General features: G+C 45.9%; 21 protein-coding genes. 7 read left to right on the top strand and 14 right to left on the bottom strand.

The genetic code is table 11. The annotated features are described in order from the left end of the window. Window positions 1-38 precede the first annotated feature (38 nt). From MKY62_RS08395 to glsA, 3 genes are all read right to left on the bottom strand, one after another. Complete coding sequence (locus MKY62_RS08395; RefSeq protein ID WP_003181467.1) at window positions 39-1,250, bottom strand: FtsW/RodA/SpoVE family cell cycle protein; 1,212 nt, start codon at window positions 1,248-1,250, stop codon at window positions 39-41. A 330-nt stretch (window positions 1,251-1,580) separates the two neighbouring features. Next, on the bottom strand, window positions 1,581-1,862 hold the full coding sequence (locus tag MKY62_RS08390; RefSeq protein WP_003181465.1) for a YlaN family protein: 282 nt from the start codon (window positions 1,860-1,862) through the stop codon (window positions 1,581-1,583). 132 nt (window positions 1,863-1,994) lie between these two features. Further along, entirely contained in the window at window positions 1,995-2,924 is a 930-nt protein-coding gene (gene glsA / locus MKY62_RS08385; RefSeq protein WP_003181464.1) for a glutaminase A, read from the bottom strand. Window positions 2,925-3,042: 118 nt separating this feature from the next. Between glsA and MKY62_RS08380 the strand changes: the two genes are divergently transcribed. Further along, window positions 3,043-3,525 carry a hypothetical protein gene (locus MKY62_RS08380; RefSeq protein ID WP_003181462.1) on the top strand — a complete coding sequence of 161 codons (483 nt, stop codon included), beginning with the start codon at window positions 3,043-3,045 and terminating at the stop codon, window positions 3,523-3,525. 143 nt (window positions 3,526-3,668) lie between these two features. Here the strand turns inward: MKY62_RS08380 and MKY62_RS08375 are convergent, their stop codons facing one another. Next, a complete protein-coding gene (locus tag MKY62_RS08375) occupies window positions 3,669-4,997 on the bottom strand; it encodes a PhoH family protein (RefSeq protein WP_003181460.1) in 1,329 nt (442 codons plus the stop codon). A gap of 155 nt (window positions 4,998-5,152) precedes the next feature. Here MKY62_RS08375 and MKY62_RS08370 point away from each other — a divergent pair, with 155 nt between their 5' ends. The 4 genes from MKY62_RS08370 (at window position 5,153) to MKY62_RS08355 (ending at window position 8,307) form a co-directional block, all read left to right on the top strand. Beyond that, window positions 5,153-5,767: a YhcN/YlaJ family sporulation lipoprotein gene (locus tag MKY62_RS08370; protein ID WP_003181458.1), complete on the top strand. Its 615-nt coding sequence runs from the start codon at window positions 5,153-5,155 to the stop codon at window positions 5,765-5,767. 120 nt (window positions 5,768-5,887) lie between these two features. Further along, window positions 5,888-6,094, top strand: a complete 207-nt coding sequence (locus MKY62_RS08365) for a YlaI family protein (RefSeq protein WP_003181456.1) — start codon at window positions 5,888-5,890, stop codon at window positions 6,092-6,094. Between the two features lie 136 nt (window positions 6,095-6,230). Next, window positions 6,231-7,712 carry a monooxygenase gene (locus MKY62_RS08360; protein ID WP_003181453.1) on the top strand — a complete coding sequence of 494 codons (1,482 nt, stop codon included), beginning with the start codon at window positions 6,231-6,233 and terminating at the stop codon, window positions 7,710-7,712. Window positions 7,713-7,800: 88 nt separating this feature from the next. Further along, window positions 7,801-8,307: a MarR family transcriptional regulator gene (locus MKY62_RS08355; RefSeq protein ID WP_003181450.1), complete on the top strand. Its 507-nt coding sequence runs from the start codon at window positions 7,801-7,803 to the stop codon at window positions 8,305-8,307. 21 nt (window positions 8,308-8,328) lie between these two features. Here the strand turns inward: MKY62_RS08355 and MKY62_RS08350 are convergent, their stop codons facing one another. Both MKY62_RS08350 and typA read right to left on the bottom strand, forming a co-directional pair. Next, window positions 8,329-8,649: a YlaH-like family protein gene (locus MKY62_RS08350; protein WP_003181448.1), complete on the bottom strand. Its 321-nt coding sequence runs from the start codon at window positions 8,647-8,649 to the stop codon at window positions 8,329-8,331. A gap of 57 nt (window positions 8,650-8,706) precedes the next feature. Then, entirely contained in the window at window positions 8,707-10,545 is a 1,839-nt protein-coding gene (gene typA, locus MKY62_RS08345) for a translational GTPase TypA (protein WP_003181446.1), read from the bottom strand. A 161-nt stretch (window positions 10,546-10,706) separates the two neighbouring features. On the opposite strand from typA, the gene MKY62_RS08340 reads away from it, so the two are divergent. After that, window positions 10,707-10,895 carry a YlaF family protein gene (locus MKY62_RS08340; RefSeq protein ID WP_003181444.1) on the top strand — a complete coding sequence of 63 codons (189 nt, stop codon included), beginning with the start codon at window positions 10,707-10,709 and terminating at the stop codon, window positions 10,893-10,895. 73 nt (window positions 10,896-10,968) lie between these two features. On the opposite strand, the gene MKY62_RS08335 is transcribed toward MKY62_RS08340, so the two are convergent. The 7 genes from MKY62_RS08335 to MKY62_RS08305 all read right to left on the bottom strand — a co-directional run bounded on the left by MKY62_RS08335 (window position 10,969) and on the right by MKY62_RS08305 (window position 15,666). Next, window positions 10,969-11,265, bottom strand: a complete 297-nt coding sequence (locus MKY62_RS08335) for a zf-HC2 domain-containing protein (RefSeq protein WP_003181442.1) — start codon at window positions 11,263-11,265, stop codon at window positions 10,969-10,971. Between the two features lie 4 nt (window positions 11,266-11,269). Further along, entirely contained in the window at window positions 11,270-11,785 is a 516-nt protein-coding gene (locus tag MKY62_RS08330; RefSeq protein WP_003181440.1) for a sigma-70 family RNA polymerase sigma factor, read from the bottom strand. After that, window positions 11,786-12,058, bottom strand: a complete 273-nt coding sequence (locus MKY62_RS08325; protein ID WP_003181436.1) for a hypothetical protein — start codon at window positions 12,056-12,058, stop codon at window positions 11,786-11,788. It lies immediately after the preceding gene. After that, entirely contained in the window at window positions 12,048-13,973 is a 1,926-nt protein-coding gene (locus MKY62_RS08320; protein WP_003181435.1) for a hypothetical protein, read from the bottom strand. Before MKY62_RS08320 ends, MKY62_RS08325 begins: the two co-directional genes overlap by 11 nt. A gap of 108 nt (window positions 13,974-14,081) precedes the next feature. Then, window positions 14,082-14,549, bottom strand: coding sequence for a GNAT family N-acetyltransferase (locus MKY62_RS08315; protein WP_003181431.1), 468 nt, complete (start codon window positions 14,547-14,549; stop codon window positions 14,082-14,084). After that, window positions 14,542-15,336 carry an inositol monophosphatase family protein gene (locus MKY62_RS08310; RefSeq protein ID WP_003181429.1) on the bottom strand — a complete coding sequence of 265 codons (795 nt, stop codon included), beginning with the start codon at window positions 15,334-15,336 and terminating at the stop codon, window positions 14,542-14,544. Before MKY62_RS08310 ends, MKY62_RS08315 begins: the two co-directional genes overlap by 8 nt. Window positions 15,337-15,477: 141 nt before the next feature. Beyond that, complete coding sequence (locus MKY62_RS08305) at window positions 15,478-15,666, bottom strand: hypothetical protein (RefSeq protein WP_003181425.1); 189 nt, start codon at window positions 15,664-15,666, stop codon at window positions 15,478-15,480. Window positions 15,667-15,910: 244 nt separating this feature from the next. Here MKY62_RS08305 and MKY62_RS08300 point away from each other — a divergent pair, with 244 nt between their 5' ends. Further along, window positions 15,911-16,546 carry a DUF1054 domain-containing protein gene (locus tag MKY62_RS08300; protein ID WP_003181424.1) on the top strand — a complete coding sequence of 212 codons (636 nt, stop codon included), beginning with the start codon at window positions 15,911-15,913 and terminating at the stop codon, window positions 16,544-16,546. A gap of 51 nt (window positions 16,547-16,597) precedes the next feature. On the opposite strand, the gene MKY62_RS08295 is transcribed toward MKY62_RS08300, so the two are convergent. Then, the gene (locus tag MKY62_RS08295; RefSeq protein WP_003181422.1) at window positions 16,598-16,873 is read right to left on the bottom strand and encodes a UPF0223 family protein; all 276 of its coding nucleotides are present in this window, start codon (window positions 16,871-16,873) and stop codon (window positions 16,598-16,600) included. Between the last annotated feature and the right edge of the window lie 141 nt (window positions 16,874-17,014).

Below are 17,014 nucleotides of genomic sequence, written 5' to 3'. Positions count from 1 at the left end.
CTAAATGAATCGGATGGTCATTGTACACGCTTAGTTTTTTAAAAATTTATACTTTTTTTATATTGATTTTCTTTCGTTTTTGTAGTATTGACAGGCTGTTTTCGTTTGAACCGATCAAAATATTCATTAAACATGCTGATGTTCACCAATATCCCCGCGCTTGCCATCAGCAGAATGAGCGATGACCCTCCGTAGCTGATAAACGGAAGCGTCACCCCTGTCAAAGGAATCAAGCCGGATATGCCGCCCAGGTTCACGAAAGACTGGATGGCGATCATGCTCGATATGCCGATCGCGAGCAGGCTTCCAAACGGATCATCGCATTTCCTCGCTATATAAAACCCTTTTAAAACGATGAAAGAAAGCAGCAGCACGACAAAAAGGACACCGAAAATACCGAGCTCCTCGGCGATGATCGCCATAATAAAATCGGTGTGCGTTTCAGGCAGATACCCATACTTCTGGACGCTCTCGCCGAGGCCCAGGCCGAACAGTCCCCCGGAACCGATCGCCAAGTAGGAGTTGACGACTTGAAAGCCCGAATCTCCCGCATCTTTAAACGGGTTTTGATAGCTTTCAAACCGCTTCATCCGTCCTTCTGTTAAAATGCTGTCCCAGTTGAAATAAATGAGCGGGCTGACGAGCACAAGGACAATCCCGGCCAAAAGCACGAGCTTTAACAGCGTTTTGCCGCTGAATCCCGAGCACAAAATGATGCACAATGCGATTAAAGCGATGATAAAGGCCGTTCCCACATCCGGCTGAGCAGCGACCAAGGCGCAAATGAAGAGCGTGATGATCGCAGGAGGGGCGATTCCGGCTCCCAAGTTGTCAATATAGCTTTGCTTTTTGGCGTAGACGGAAGAAAGATACAAGATGACGGTCAGCTTGACAAACTCCCCCGGCTGGATGCCGTAATTCGAAACCCTGAACCAGCTTTGGGCATTCCCGGCCACATGTCCGACAACAAACAGCCCGAACAAAGCGACGACGGAAATGAGCAGCAAAAACTTTTGGAATTTTTGATTGGCAAAAGCCTTATACGGAAAAAGCGCCGCGCATAAAAATATGACGGTTCCGAGCGCCAAAAACATCAGCTGCCTGTCAAAAAAGTAGCTGCTGTTTTGTCCGTACCTTGTCACGGCCGTGATCATGCTTGAACTGTACACCATGACGAGCCCGAACCCGCACAGCAGGAATACAGCGAAGATTAATGAATAATCATAGGATTTGAGCATTCTTTTTATCATATTATCCTCTTCCTTACTTGCCTTCAAAATGTGTTTGTGGTAGTTCCTTCGTTATTTTACTACACTTTCTTAAAAAGCACGAAAGATACCCTTTTCATAAGACTTCGAATCTCCTCAGAAAGAAAAGTCCGTCTGTTCCAAGACTGCCATTCTATTTTTTTATCGGCAAATCATGCGTCTTCGTTTATTCGGCGTGAACAGCGGCCATTCCTTCATCAACTGGCGTTTTCTTTCTCATTCCATAATAAAAAAAGCCTGCCGGCAGTTTGTTTCTATCGAAACGTCGTCGACAAGCTGACTCAGACAGAAAGATTCTTCTGAGGTGTTCATTTATTTTTTTGTAAATGCATCATGTAATGCAGACAATTCACGCTCCAGCCTGTAAAGCAGTTCTTTACCCTCTTCTTCATCCACTAATCCAAGGCGGACAGCAAAATCAATTTCTCTAGAGAGTCCGAACATTTGTGTATCTAAAACCTCTTCATAAAGAGGACATTGAGGCATCGTTAAGTTGTCCATTTGCACTTGAATCAGCTTTAAGATTTTATCAGCATCACGTTTTAACAGAGCAAGTGCTTTTTCACGATGGTCGACTACAATCTCAGACGCCAAAAGTATCCCTCCGTTCCCCAGGCGAGTACCTAATTCTTCTATTTATGATAAAGCCTCAGCCGAAAAAAAGCAAGCTATTTCTGTCCTTTCGCCGTATTTCAAAGACTCGCTTTTTAAGCTTCCGCTAACGTTTTAAAAAATGCTTAAGCTGTAATTCGCAGATAATAGCTCTAAAAGCCGGATTCCGGCAATGCTGTTTCCCTTTTCATCGAGCGAAGGCCCGAAGATGCCGATGCCGAAACGGTATGGGGATAGCCCCATGATGCCCCCTGAAACCCCGCTTTTGGCGGGAATTCCGATTTTGATTGCGAATTCGCCGCTGGCATTATACATTCCGCATGTCACCATAAATGTCTTGCAAATTCTCGCGATATCCTTCGGTATGATTTGTTCTCCCGTTTCGGGATGCTTGCCGTTCAAAGCAAAAACAGAGCCGATTTTTGCCAGGTCCAGGCTGTTCATTTCAATGGCGCACTGTTTTGTATAAACATCCATAACATCCTCAACCTCAGCCTGAAAAATGCCGTGCTCTTTCATGTAATAGCACATCGCCCTGTTGACCATCGAGGTTTCAAATTCAGATTCGGCGACCTTCCCGCAAACGGTAATGCTCCGGTTGTTTGCAAGTTTTTTAATAAAATCAAGCAGTCTCCCGATCTTATCAGCGTTCGTCTCTCCTTTAATCATGCTTGTGACCACCAATGCTCCTGCGTTTATCATCGGATTCAGCGGCTTCCCCGGGTTGACGGTTTCAAGCTTGATGATGGAGTTAAACGGATCGCCAGTCGGCTCTTGTCCTACGTAATGAAACACTTTTTCCGGTCCGTGATCGATCAGAACGAGGGCAAGCGACAATACTTTTGATATGCTTTGCAGAGTGAATGCTTTTTCCACATCCCCCGCTGATATACAAGTCCCGTCGGTAAAGTAGACCGCCGCCGATAAATCGTCCTCCGATAATTCGGCCAAAGCCGGTATGTAAGATGCAACCTTTCCTTTGTCCGTCACTTTTTTCGCTTCTGTGACAAAATATTCGAGCTCCTCATTATGCCGGCAATTCAAGTTTTTTCCCTCCATCCGAGCGTCATTGCTGTTATCTTTCCCGGAGAGGGCTTTTGTTATGAGAAGTGACAATTCGAAAGAAAGCGCTTATAATTTTTTGTGAGGGAGTGGTAGAGACATGAGCATTGTAACGATCACAGGAAATGTAAAGTATCCGATTACGCTCGATCCGAGCGTCTGGATTTTTGATGACCGAAAATTCGATCTCGAGCAGTTCTTTTCACATTTCGGAGAGGTACAGGATGAAGATGACGACCTTGTGATTGACCGGGAACGGCAAATCAGAGAAGGTGCTGTATCGCCGCCGACGCTGAAATCAGAGAAAAAGTATGAAAAGGAAAAATTGCTTGACGGCACTTTCGGAATCAAGCTTGAGCCTTTTTTGAAAAACGCGGAGGTGTCAGGCTCCGCCGTCAAATGCCTCTTCAAAACGGAAGGTGAAGACGTTTCCGTTCCAATTGAAGAAGCGGGCGGCATGATTCTCTGCTTCAGCAACAAAGGCAAGCCGCTTGGCGAAGACGGGCCTGTACACGTTTATTTTCCCGACGGTTCTAACAAGATGAATCCTGTGAAACGAGTAAAAGAAATTCACATTATTTAAAGCGGCAACACTGTAACGGGTGCGCCGGAGGCGGGGAAAAAACTCCGCCTCTTCTTTTCCCGGCCGGGTTTTCGGCTTTTGCAGACGACCCGGCCGGCGTGCCATGCAAGTTGAAACCCGGGTTAAAAGCCCGGTTTTTTTATTTACAGCAGGTCTGCTGCAAGCCTTGCAAGCCGGGAGCGCTCTCCTTTTAAAAGCTTCACGTTTCCGGAAATTTTTTGATCTTTAAAGCGCTCTACTACATAGGCCAGGCCGTTGTTCATCGCATCCAAATAAGGATGATCGATCTGTTCGGTATCTCCCATCAATACGATTTTGCTGCCTTCCCCGACGCGTGTCAGAAGCGTTTTGACTTCATGCTTGGTCAGATTTTGGGCCTCATCAATGATGATGAATTGGTCGGGAATGCTTCTGCCCCTTATATAAGTAAGGGCTTCGACTTGAATGGAGCCCATCCCCGCCAAAATATCATCAAGTTCCCCCGGTTTTTTTGCATTGAACAAGTATTCCAGGTTATCAAAAATAGGCTGGACCCACGGTCGAAGTTTTTCTTCTTTTTCACCCGGAAGATAGCCGAGATCTTTTCCGACAGGAACGATCGGCCTTGTGACAACAAGTTTTTTAAAATTCCCCAGATCCTCTGTCTGCAGCAATCCGGCTGCCAGCGCAAGCAGTGTTTTTCCTGTGCCGGCTTTTCCGATCAGGGTGACAAGCGGAATATCTTGTCTTAATAGAAGTTCCAACGCCATCGTCTGCTGTACGTTTCGGGAACGGATGCCCCAAACCTGCTCCTGGTCAAAAACAAGCTTTTTAACGGCTTTTCCGCTTTGATCTACGATTCCAACCGCAGAAGATGATCCGCCGAGCGCGTCCTTCATGACGACAAACTGGTTCGGACACAGCGGCTCCTCGCTGATTTCGTCAAGCTGCAAATAATGATGTTCAAAAAATGAATTCATCTGATCCGAGCGAATGTACACGTCCGTATAACCGCTGTATATATCATCATTGTCGACAACCCTGTCGTGCAAAAAATCCTCTGACATCAACCCGATGGCATCGGCTTTGACGCGGATCAGCATATCTTTGCTGACAAGAATAACCGGTCTGCCGCCTTCTTTCGTTTCTTCTTCAAGGCTGAGGTTTTTCGCTACGGCTAAAATCCGGTTGTCGCTAGTTTTTTCGATAAAGATTTCCTGAAGCTGCTGAAAAGAGCGATGGTTAAGCTCGATTCTCAAGCTTCCTCCGTTAGGGAGAGGAACATTTTCATACAGCTTTCCTTTTAAACGCAAATCATCTATCAATTTAGATACGCGCCTTGCATTCCTCCCAATTTCATCCATGTAACGTTTCTTTGAATCGACTTCCTCCAATACGACAGCCGGGATGACGACCTCGTTATCTTCAAAAGAAAAGATTGAATTCGGATCCTGCAATAACACATTCGTATCTAGCACATAAATTTTACTCAATCTTCCGCCTCCTGATCAGGATTTTTAGCCTTTTATTTTCATTTGGGTTAAAAGCTGATGGAGCGCCCGCTAAAATATATGTTTTTGTGAATAAAGATAGAAGGTTAATTCAACAATAAAAATTAATGAAAGCATTTTTAAGGAGGCAACCTCAAGTGCGAATCTTTTTTTTGATCCTAATTCAAACCGTTATGCTGCTTTCAGCCTGCGGCATTCAAAATAATGCCCGAAATGAAGCAAATGAGCTTCCCGGCAACAGACCGATTCATGTAAAAAACAGCGCCCAGGAGCCGGTGAACCGCGAAGACGGACAAGCCATCTCACGGCGCCTTGTAAAGATCACCGAAAGCGTTCCGGGTGTCAATGATGCGACCGCCGTCGTGCTAGGCAGGCTCTCCGTCGTCGGAATTGATGTGAAAGACAATTTGGAACGCAGCAAAGTCGAATCCATTAAGTATTCGGTCGCTGAAGCTCTGCAGAATGACCCTTATGGAGCAAACGCCGCCGTTGTCGCGGATCCCGACACTGTAAACCGCCTGCGGGCAATGGGCAGAGAAATTCAAGCGGGACGTCCTGTCAAAGGGATTCTCGATGAGCTGGCAGCCATTGTCGGGCGCGTCCTTCCTGAAGTGCCGAACGACGCAACAGACAACCAGCAAACAAATCCTACAAAATCCAACAACGACCAGCTGAATGAGAGAAACCAAAAACAACTCGAAAAGAAGCAGAATAATCAATCGAACAAACATATGAAAAATCGGCAGCAATAACTTTAAAAAAGCCTGTGCCACTGTTTTCTTGACGGTACAGGCTTTTTCCTTTTTTCTAATAGAGAAAATTTATTTGTCAGATCGATTAAGGTATAATGGATCGTAAGCGAGGTGAATCAAGTGAGGGTAAAGTGTTCATTGTGTGACAAAATCGAAAAAATCGATGACGACACACTCATTGCCAAACGTCTCCGAAACCGGCCGATACATACCTATATGTGCCATGAATGCAGCGAAAGAATTAAAATCAAAACCGAAAACCGGATGAAAACCGGCCGTTTTAAGTTATATCCGCACAGAAAAGATAAAGAGCAGATCAAGTCATAAAAGCATGGACAAGCTCCATGCTTTTTTTATCTCTTTTTGTTACATAAGTAACAAAATAACAGAATATAGTTGATAAAATTTTCATTTGTAGTATTTTAAAATTGTTTCATATGCAACAAAAAAGGAGTGATTGATCATGGATTTTGATGTATTGATTGCAGGCGGCGGCCCCGTCGGTCTGCTGACGGCTTCCGAGCTGGCTTTGGCCGGCGTCCGGACCTGTATTGTCGAACGGCTGAATGAGCCTTCTCCATTCTCAAAAGCGCTCACACTGCATCCTCGCTCAATCGAAATACTTGAAATGAGGGGGCTTGGAGAACGATTTAAGGAAATTGGCAAGCCGCTCGGTTCGGGGCACTTTGCAGGTCTGAAGACTGGATTGGATTTTTCTGCGCTTGACACGCGAGCCAATTTTACACTGTTCATCCCCCAGTACGAAACTGAGAAGGTGCTTGAGGAACACGCGAGGAATCTCGGTGTCTGCATCCTTCGCGGTCATGAAGTTCTCGCTGTCCGCGAGCATGAAGACACCGCCGAGCTTGTCGTCCAGGGTCCGGACGGCCTGTCCTTACTAACCGCTTCCTATATCGTCGGTGCCGACGGGGCCGGAAGCACCATCCGCAAGCAGGCGCGCATCGCTTTTTCCGGAACTGATGCGAATATCACCGCAATGCTTGGTGATGTGTCGCTTGAAAATCCGCCGGAATCGCATTTCTATACTTGCGTGAACCGTGAAGGCGGCGTTGTGATCGTGCCTTTAGACGGCGGCATTTTCCGCGTCCTCATAACGGCGCCGCATATGCCCCAAGCTTTGCTTCACGAGCCCGTCACACTGGAAGAATTAAAAAAAGAACTCAGCCGCATTTGCGGTACGGACTTTGGAATTAACAGCCCGGTTTGGATGTCCCGCTTCGGAAATGCCAGCAAGTTGGCGGAGCATTACCGTTCCGGCAGAATTTTTTTAGCTGGAGATGCCGCGCATATACATTTTCCCGCAGGTGGACAAGGTTTAAATGTCGGGCTTCAAGATGCGATGAACCTTGGCTGGAAGCTCGCAGCAAAGATCAACGGACGGTGTCCCGGCTGGCTGCTTGACAGTTACCATCATGAAAGACACCCTGTCGGCAAAGCGCTGATCGTCAATACACAAATCCAAACAAAGCTGTTTGATTTTACGCGTGAAGGGCTGTACCTCCGTGAATTGCTATCCGGCATACTCGGATTTTCAGACGTCAATCGCTATCTGGCAGAACAAATTGCAGCGCTCAGCGTGCAGTATGATGCAGATGAAAAAATGCCTGAACATGAGCTGAACGGTAAACGCCTGCCCGATATTGACCTGACCCTTTCAGATGGTACTGTCAAACGACTTTACACATTTCACCGCGATGGACGTTTCTTATTAGCAGCATTCGGAAAAGAACCGAAGGAATTTTCCAGACTGCCTCATGTCCGGCTTATGCAACTGAAAGCGATTGACGGACGGCCTGAATGGAATGGCGTAAAAGCAGCGCTGATCCGCCCCGACGGCCACATAGCCTGGGCTGTGGACGAATCCCTGGAAAACGCGGAGCAATTGATTGCCGATGGAATCCGCCGCTGGTGCGGAAACGCTTAATCTGCAATCTGTTTAACCATTTTGTTTCACGCGTAACAAAATGGTATAATCAAAGCAGAATAATCGATTAAAGGAGCCGGTTTTCTGCATGGAACATTTAACACACGCCAAACAAGAAATATTTGACCTGTACATCAGGCTCATTCATCAGCAGGAGCAGCAAGAAACCGTCATGAAAGAGCGCATCTCCGCAGAAATGAAAAAGATGGAGCGCGAATTCGGAGCTGAAATGAGACTCAATATGTCTGACATCCATACGATCAGCTGCATTGGCGACCACGAACCGATCAACGTCACCTCGATTTCCGAGAAGATGGAATTTTCAAAAGCGACGGTCTCAAGGATCACCGCAAAGCTGACCGAAAAAGGGCTCGTCAGCAAAACACAGCTCAGCGATAATAAAAAAGAAATCTACTTCCGTTTAAGCCATAAAGGGAGAAGCATCCATCACCTTCACCAGCGGGAGCACGATAAAATCGAACAAAGATTTAAACGATTTTTAAGCCGGTATTCATTTGATGAGATCCTTTTTGCCAGGGCTTTGTTTCGGGACTTATTAACGGCGGATTTTCTCGCGGATACAGAAAAGACATAGCCTTCTTCGGCTATGTCTTTTCTACGTATTCGCCCCCGTCTGCTCTTTTTTCGAACGGTGCAGGCGGATTTTATAAATCGAAAGGATTAAAACAGCTACGATCAGCCCTTCTCCAACCGGCAGAAAAACGCCGAAAAAAGTTAAAAACGTACAGCCTAATGCCAGAAAAAAGTAAATGATCGCCGTTTTCAACAGCGGCAGCCGTTTGGCGAAACCCAGTTTAAAGACGACCGCAGACAGGACGAAGATGGTGGCATAAAGCCACCACATTCCCGCCTCGGGATTCTGGTCCACTTTATAGAGAGCGGCAAAAAACGACAGCCGTTCACTTACATCAGTCAAAAAGATTCCCCTCCCCTTTGCTTAGTTGGGTTGCTCTTTTTTTAGGTTCTGCAAATATTACGACAATCCTGCCAGCTTTTTCTTTTTCGCTGCTTTTTCGCGTTCGTTTTTGTCGAGAATTTTCTTTCTCAATCTGATGGATTCAGGTGTGACTTCGCAGTACTCATCCTCGTTCAAGTATTCAAGCGATTCTTCAAGCGACATGATACGCGGTTTTTTCATGCTGACCGTCTGATCTTTCGTCGCTGAGCGCACGTTTGTCTGCTGCTTCATTTTGTTGATGTTGACGACAAGGTCGTTTTCACGGTTGTGCTCGCCGACGATCATGCCTTCATATACTTCTGTGCCCGGCTCGACAAAAATCACGCCGCGCTCTTCAACGCCTTGAATGCCGTAGGCTGAAGCTTTCCCGGTATCCATTGAGACAAGCACGCCTTGGCGGCGCCCGCCGACTTGCCCCGGCTCAACCGGCTGATAGCTGTCAAACGTATGATTTAAAATCCCGAAACCGCGTGTAAGGGAAAGGAATTCGGTTGAGTAGCCGATTAATCCGCGTGAAGGGACATTGAAAATCAGGCGGACTTGCCCGTTTCCGTTATTGATCATGTCGATCATTTCACCTTTGCGCGCACCCATTGATTCCATTACAGATCCGGTATGCTCTTCAGGCACATCGATTTGTACGCGTTCAACAGGCTCACAGCGAACGCCGTCGATTTCTTTAATGATGACTTCCGGCTTCGATACTTGCAGTTCAAAGCCTTCGCGGCGCATGTTTTCGATTAAAATCGACAAATGCAGCTCACCGCGTCCTGACACGATCCATGCGTCAGGAGATGGCGTCGGATCGACTCGAAGGCTGACATCTGTCTGCAGCTGCTGTTCAAGCCGCTCTTCAATCTTCCTGGCCGTGACATATTTTCCTTCGCGACCGGCAAAAGGACTGTTGTTAACCGCAAACGTCATTTGAAGCGTCGGTTCGTCAATGCGAAGAACCGGAAGCGCCTCTTGATGCTCAATCGGGCAGACGGTTTCTCCGACATTGATGTCTTCCATTCCTGATACAGCGACAAGGTCGCCGGCTTTCGCTTCTTCAATCTCGACTCTCTTCAAGCCCTGGAAACCGAAGATTTTCGTGACGCGGAACGGCTTGACAGAACCGTCAAGCTTCATTAAAGCAACTTGCTGTCCGACCTTCATCGTTCCTCTGAACACGCGTCCGATTCCGATACGGCCGACATAATCATTGTAGTCAAGCAGAGCCACCTGGAACTGCAAAGGCTCCTCATGGTTATCGACAGGACAAGGAATATGGTTGACAATCGCTTCGAATAAAGCCTCCATGTTTTCATCCTGCTGCTTCGGATCTGCTGACGCGGTGCCGTTGATCGCAGAAGCGTAAACAACCGGGAATTCAAGCTGTTCTTCATTTGCATCTAGCTCGATAAACAAATCGAGCACTTCGTCAACGACCTCTTCAGGACGGGCAAAATCGCGGTCGATCTTATTGACAACAACGATCGGCGTCAAGTTTTGCTCAAGTGCTTTTTTCAGCACAAAGCGGGTTTGCGGCATGCAGCCTTCATAAGCGTCGACAACAAGCAGAACGCCGTCGACCATTTTCATGATCCGTTCAACTTCCCCGCCGAAATCTGCGTGTCCCGGAGTATCCAAAATATTAATGCGTGTATCTTTATAATTAATCGCCGTATTTTTCGCTAAAATCGTAATGCCGCGCTCTCTTTCCAAATCATTGGAATCCATGGCGCGCTCAGCCACGTTTTCATTTGCACGGAATGTACCGGCCTGATGGAGGAGCTGATCCACCAGCGTCGTTTTTCCATGGTCAACGTGGGCGATAATAGCGATATTGCGAAGATCTTCTCGAAGTTTCACATTTTCATCTCCTAAAAAAATTAAGATAATCTTTCATATTATAACTGACAAACAAAGTTATTTCAATTTGTTTCAAATTTTCAGCTCCCATTGCCCCTTTCTATCCAGCGCGATTTTCTGTAAACTAACAGTAGACTTCATACTAAGGGGATGGAAAAACAGTGAAACAAATCAAATGGATTTTCTTATTATTCGCACTTGCTGCAGTGATCAGCATCATGATGATCGGAGTTGCAGTCGCCGAAAAAAGCGCAGCCGGCGTCGCAATCGCCATCGCGATTCTGATCGTCATTATGGGAAGCGGTTTTACACTGAAAAAAAGAATGCGCGAAAAAGGCCTGCTTGAATAGGAAAGAAGCCCCTACCGAATGAAGGGGCTTTTGATTTTATATCAAAAAACCGGCGGCTGGTTGCCGCCAGTTCTTATAAAAAGAATAAGTAAATCAAAAGCATCAGCAAGTAGCCCCCGCCAAACAGCGCTGCCCCTTTGAGAATCAGCCTTTGATAATACGCTTTCCTGAACTTTTGTTCTTCCGCTTCTTCTGCTTCCTTTGGCAATCCTCCGTCATCATGAAAATTGACAGGTTCCCTCATCATGTCGTACATTTCCCGGCAATCCTCGCATGTCTTAATGTGTGCGGCAACCAAACGTTCCGTTTTGCGGCTGCAATCGCCTTCTATGTATAAAGGCAGTAAATCTCTTACAAGATGGCATTTCATATTGTTAAACCTCCCTGCCTTCCAAGCTTTTTTTCAGCTCCAGGCGGGCCCGGTGAAGATTGGTTTTTACCTTTGACAGTTTCCAATTCAGCACTTCCGCTATTTCCTCGTATGACAGCTCTTGAAACTCTCTTAAAATGAGGACAGTCTGGTAATCTTCTTTCAGCCGGTCAATGTGATGTTTCAGCTCTTCCTGCATTATGGCGTTTGCCAAATGGCGCTCAGGCATTTCAAATGTGTGCTGTTCCATATCGCCGCAGGCCGCCACGTCGGAAAATTGGATTTTTTTATCTTTTCTGTACCAGTTGATAAACGTATGATGTGCGATCGTATACAGCCATGTTTTGATCGAGGAATGGCCCCTGAAAGACTCCAGGCCCGCAAAAGCTTTTAGAAACGTATCCTGCGCCAGGTCTTTCGCCGTCTCAAGCTGATGGGTTCGCCTGTACAAATAGTACATGATGTCATGATAATATTCCCTGTACAGTTCTTCAATCGTCTGTTTTTTATTGTGAGCCATTTAGAAAAAAAACCACACCGTCATCCAAATCGATAGGAGCAGGAAAGCACCATATAACGAGTAAACAAAAATCTTGATATGAAGGAGCTTCTGATGATCATCTGTTTTTTGCATGCCGGGGAGCTCTCTATTCCCGGCTGCTGCCGCTTCAGCCTGATCCTGAAAAAACTGCTCATGCTCTTTCATCCAGATCATCGTTTCCTCTTCCAGTTCACTTTCTTGATAGAGCTCATACAAATCGATAAACACCGCTTTTTTTTCTTCATTTGTCATCAAAATGTTTCACCTCATCTGTCTCGGCATCAACCAAGTATGCGTCATGTTCATTTGAGCCGAACGGCTGGATGATGACAAGCCACGCATAACGGCTCTTTTGATCCCCGTCTGAAACGATTACAAGCTTCGTCCGTTTATGATAGACCAGCCCTTTTTGATAGCGTTCAGACACTTTCTGAAAAGCTTTTTCCCCGTCTGCATACGTGTAGGGGGGTTTTTCATCTGCTTTTTGAAAGTTTTTTCTCACCGTCAGATAAGCTCCCTCTTCATGTTTCGTCATGGTCCAGACCGTATTTAACACAGCATCGCTTTCTTTTTTCTGAAATTCTATCAGATCCTTTTCTAACTCCACCCTTTTCAGATTGGAAATGTCTTGATCAAATAATGAAAGCAAGCGTTTTTCAAGCTCTTGTCCGCGATAAGGCAAGGCGCTTTCAGATTTGATCGAAATAGCCGTTAATGCACCTGTTACAGGGTGGAACTCCATCCCCATTCCGTCACTTGTCTTTATGTTGATGGATGCCGAGTTGAGGCTGAATGGGAATAATAAATCAATATCTGTCAGCCGATAAGATGAGACGGGTATGCCCAGCTTACGATAGACGGCTTCAACTCCCCGCTCGATATCCTCACCAGAAACGCGGGCTTGGTTCACGCTTTCTAAGCTGTAAACAGACGCGTCCTCATGGAATCCCATCAGAGTCTCCTTCCGCCAAGTAAACCACATTGTGCTTAATTCAGGATCCTCGCCTTCACGGTAAAATTCAACAGTAGCTTCGCCGTCATCACGGCTGACCTTTGCCTTGATTTGTTTGTCAAGTTCGCGGCCGTGTTCCCTTAGAAATTGCTTCGACCGCTTGATATATGCCTGACCGGACAGGATATTCCCGCTAGGCTTTTTTTGATTGTGATAATTGGTGATCATTCCCGTCCAGCCGTCAACGTCCGCATCGTAATCTTTCGTTTTGAAATGATAAACGTTATGAAAATCCTGGTTGGTAGCTGACAAATAGATAAAGCTCTCTGTCGGAAAAAACGAGCTGACAGTCTGCTTCGCTTCTTTAACCGAAACAGGCCGAAAATTGGCATCAACCACGTCTGAAACCTCCGGGTGTGAGATTGTAAAAGCGGCATCCGCCAAATTGTAAAAAGGATTGAGGTGAAGCGTGAAAAATACGGCGGTGCCCGCGGCTAAAACACGCTTCACCATCAACAAAGGCTTTCTCGAGTCATTCAGCAAGTGATATGTCATAAGAAAACCGATCATTGTCAGAAATACGTTCAGCGGAAAAAATTCGTATCCAAGCTTTTTGATGAAGAAACCGCCGATCGTCACAATATAAAAAATCAAAAGGAGAACGTAACGGTTTCTTTTCCAATAAAGCTGAAAAAACAAGCAGATCATCAGTCCCGGTATTCCGACAATCAACAACAGAACGAGCGGCAATTCTTCAAGCTCCTCCGCTCCAAATTCCTTCAAATAGGCGGCAAAGCTGAACAGCGATTGGAAAAGCGGCATCGCCATCACCGCAATGTCAAATGCAAAAAACAGCCCCTTGCCCCCTTTTTCCGCGAGTGTCATCATATAATGAAAAGAGACAAGCAAAATATAGCCGAACAGCAAAAACTGCATAAAAGGCAGAAGCGCATCTTGTTCGTCTATGTACAGGTTTGAAAACTCAGCGGCTTTCATTTGGTGAGCCAATTCAAACGAAAGGGCGCCAACCAGTATCAGCCTGAGAACGATGCCTGCATAAAAAAAGAGGCGCCGCCTGCACACTTTCGGATGAAATGACACGGCATACAAAAGGACAAGGCCTGTCACACACCACTGAATGACAAGCATGCTCTGTCTGCTTAAAACAAAATAACGTTCAAAATGGAGCACATAATCACTAAATAGTTCGATCAATTTCCACAATTCCTTTACATCAAATTAAGGCCTCATCTTTATAGACAAACGACGCTGCATATTGTTTCATAAAATCATAAAAAAAAGAGACCTGTTGTTAAACAAGTCTCATTGCAGCCACAAGGGAAGGGGCAAAACCATGATCAAATATCGTTTTCCCTTTTCATCTTTTTCCGTTTTCAGCTGTTCAAATCCTGAACGGGCCAGCATGTTCAACCATTCGTCTTTCTCATAAGGCACTGCCGCAAACAACGCTTTATGCCCCTTTTCTCTCAAGCGTTTTCCGATCGTTTTGATCACTTCTTTTGCCCGGCCTTTTTTGCGGAAATCGGGATGGACAAGAAGCGTTCCGAGCCAAGGCTTGCCATTAGAAGGCGCCCATTCGAGATGAAAGCTGAGAGCCGCCGGCAGTCCCCCGTCTTCCCACACGAGCCATTCACCGTTATACATCGCATAAGCACTCATATAGCGTTCCAGGCTGTTTCCGTCAAGCTCTTCCTTCACCCACCCGGGGCTCGCTTCGGCCAGCTCTTCAAAAAAGGCGAGATCAGAAGAAGAGAAAGACCTGCTATTCATGCGGCAAATATTCGTCGAAAATCGCCCGGTGAGCTGCCGGATTGCCGGCTACGATGCTGTGGTTTTCAAGAAAATTGAGCGGTTTCCCGTCAATGGTTGTATATGTTCCGCCGACCTCGTCAAGCAGAATGCAGCCGGCAGCGTAATCCCAAGGAGCGAGCCTCATCGTCACATACACATCCATTCTGCCTGCCGCTACATAAGCGAGTTCCAAAGCCGCTGAACCGTATGAACGGGTCCCTCTGACGCGCCTGACAAGCGGGGATAATACGCTTGGATCGATCCGTCTGTTCTCGGTGATCCATGTCGCATTGATGGCCAGAATCGATTCCTCAAGCGGCACTTCTTTCATCTTGCCGAGCTTTGTATTGTTCATGTAAGCACCTTCGCCTTGAAAAGCATGATAAAGCTCATCGTGAGTCACATCATAAATCAAGCCGATTTTGCCTTTTCCGTTTTCAAAAATGCCGATTGAAATCGCAAAATTGCGTTTTTGATGAATAAAGTTCATCGTACCATCGATCGGATCGATGATCCAAACGACGCCGTCCAAAGATGTGAGCTTGTCCCCTTGGCCTTCTTCGCCAAGAATATGATGATCCGGAAAAACCGATTGAATTTTTTCAATGAAAAAACGCTCTGTTTCCTTGTCAATGTTTGTGACAAGGTCATTTGGATTCGATTTCGTTTCAATCGTCATCTTTTCTTTCATTGATTGCTTAATTCTCTGACCAGCTTCTTTCACCCAGCTTTTCGCCAGGCGATCGATTTCCTTCCAGTTTGTCATCACACTACCTCTTTTCTATGTATACCTGTTGATTTATTCATAGCATACTGATATTAACCGGGAAAAATCAAGAAAAATGACAAATATCCAGGCAGCCCAGATAAAAACGAACCTCTCAAACGGTTCGTTTTTATTATGGTTTCAACCATGTAATCTGATCCATTCTTTTCTGAGTCGTTCCAGTTTGCGCTTGCTCAACTCGATTTGGGTTTCATCCTTTTTTTCCATAGCTTCAAAAAGCGTTGCAAGTTCATAATCGACCTCAAGCCTCCAAACAGCGGCCCGATTGTCTTTTTCCTCTTTCAATCCTTGTTTTACTATTGGTTTCATGTGCCCTACGCCCCCTCCAGAGAAAATTGATTTCAAAAGGAATCCTTCTGGCTTTAAGTCCTAAGCGTGATATATATTAATTTCTTATTCATATCGTATGAAGTGCTCAAACATTCGCAACGTTATTCTAAAAATTGTGTGTTTACCTAACGATTCCCCAAATTCCGCAAGGCGAAACGTAATTTTTTGTTTGAAAAGCCGACTGTGATACAATATCTTTACTGATTGGACAAGGAGGAACACAATGAGCAGTCTGCGTTTTACTGAAGAGGATTTTCGTACATTTACAATAGAAGGTTTAGATGCGCGGATGAGCGTTCTGAAAGACACAGTGCGCCCGAAACTTCAAGGGCTCGGCGATCATTTTGCGCCTGTTCTGTCCGCTTTGACAGGAGACGAAATGTTTGTCCACGTCGCCAAGCACGCGCGCCGCTCAGTCAATCCGCCGAACGACAGCTGGGTTGCTTTCGCAAACAATAAGCGCGGCTATAAAAAGCTGCCGCATTTCCAAATTGGTTTATGGGAAACCCACGTTTTCGTATGGTTTGCATTGATCTATGAGTCCCCTCTCAAGCAGGAATACGGCCAGCTGTTTAAGAAGCATCTGCCGGATATTGAGAGCAGCATTCCAAGTCGCTTTTTCTGGTCGGCCGATCATACGAAACCGGATGCCAAGAGACAGTCTGAGATGAATGAAAAAGATCTGGAAAACCTGTTTGAACGGCTCGTCAACGTGAAGAAAGCAGAAGCGCTTTGCGGTATTCAGCTTTCTAAAGACGAGGTGCTGCATATGAGTGAAGAGGCGTTTCTATCCGAAATCGAAGCGGCTTTTGAAAAGCTCGCCTTCCTTTACCGCCTGACGCAGAAAGTATCGGTATAATCAAAAAGGGATGGCCGGTGGTGCCATCCCTTTTTGTTTTGGATTTTCTCATTACATTTTAATTTTCGTATCTTCCGTTTGTTCCTTTGCTTTTTTGACTGCTTGATACGGAGAGTAGTCGCTCGCTTCTTCAAACTGGCTGCACAGCTTTTTTTCCTCCGCTTTTCCCGGAACGATTTCTTTAAAGCGGCGGTAAGCACTCATCAGCACGTCTCGCTCTACGCCTTTTTCATAAGCGAGCTCAACCGCCTGAAAAAACGATATGACGTCTATCGCTTCCTCTGTGCTCCAGTCTTCATTCATCGGATATTGGTACCCTTCTTCCATTTGGTTCATCTCCTTGTGCAGTTCAGCCTGACGGCTTGTATAGCTTTAGTATTGGTTCTCTTTTTTGCGACTATCCATAGGGACCTAGAAGCCCCTTACAGGAAAGATGATAAAATGTTCTTTACATTCTTTCAAGAACAT

The organism is Bacillus sp. FSL R7-0646, from assembly GCF_037969865.1.
In the GTDB taxonomy this organism is placed as follows: Bacteria; Bacillota; Bacilli; order Bacillales; family Bacillaceae; genus Bacillus; species Bacillus licheniformis.
Note: the sequence above shows the minus strand (reverse complement) of the source record. Positions and strands in the feature narration are given on the sequence as shown.

Bases quoted from the DNA above. Each gene is read 5' to 3' on its own strand.
- MKY62_RS08395 (WP_003181467.1), bottom strand. From the start codon at position 1,250: ATGATAAAAAGAATGCTCAAATCCTATGATTATTCATTAATCTTCGCT.
- MKY62_RS08380 (WP_003181462.1), top strand. From the start codon at position 3,043: ATGAGCATTGTAACGATCACAGGAAATGTAAAGTATCCGATTACGCTC.
- MKY62_RS08360 (WP_003181453.1), top strand. From the start codon at position 6,231: ATGGATTTTGATGTATTGATTGCAGGCGGCGGCCCCGTCGGTCTGCTG.
- MKY62_RS08355 (WP_003181450.1), top strand. From the start codon at position 7,801: ATGGAACATTTAACACACGCCAAACAAGAAATATTTGACCTGTACATC.
- MKY62_RS08335 (WP_003181442.1), bottom strand. From the start codon at position 11,265: ATGAAATGCCATCTTGTAAGAGATTTACTGCCTTTATACATAGAAGGC.
- MKY62_RS08330 (WP_003181440.1), bottom strand. From the start codon at position 11,785: ATGGCTCACAATAAAAAACAGACGATTGAAGAACTGTACAGGGAATAT.
- MKY62_RS08325 (WP_003181436.1), bottom strand. From the start codon at position 12,058: ATGACAAATGAAGAAAAAAAAGCGGTGTTTATCGATTTGTATGAGCTC.
- MKY62_RS08315 (WP_003181431.1), bottom strand. From the start codon at position 14,549: ATGAATAGCAGGTCTTTCTCTTCTTCTGATCTCGCCTTTTTTGAAGAG.
- MKY62_RS08310 (WP_003181429.1), bottom strand. From the start codon at position 15,336: ATGACAAACTGGAAGGAAATCGATCGCCTGGCGAAAAGCTGGGTGAAA.
- MKY62_RS08305 (WP_003181425.1), bottom strand. From the start codon at position 15,666: ATGAAACCAATAGTAAAACAAGGATTGAAAGAGGAAAAAGACAATCGG.
- MKY62_RS08300 (WP_003181424.1), top strand. From the start codon at position 15,911: ATGAGCAGTCTGCGTTTTACTGAAGAGGATTTTCGTACATTTACAATA.
- MKY62_RS08295 (WP_003181422.1), bottom strand. From the start codon at position 16,873: ATGGAAGAAGGGTACCAATATCCGATGAATGAAGACTGGAGCACAGAG.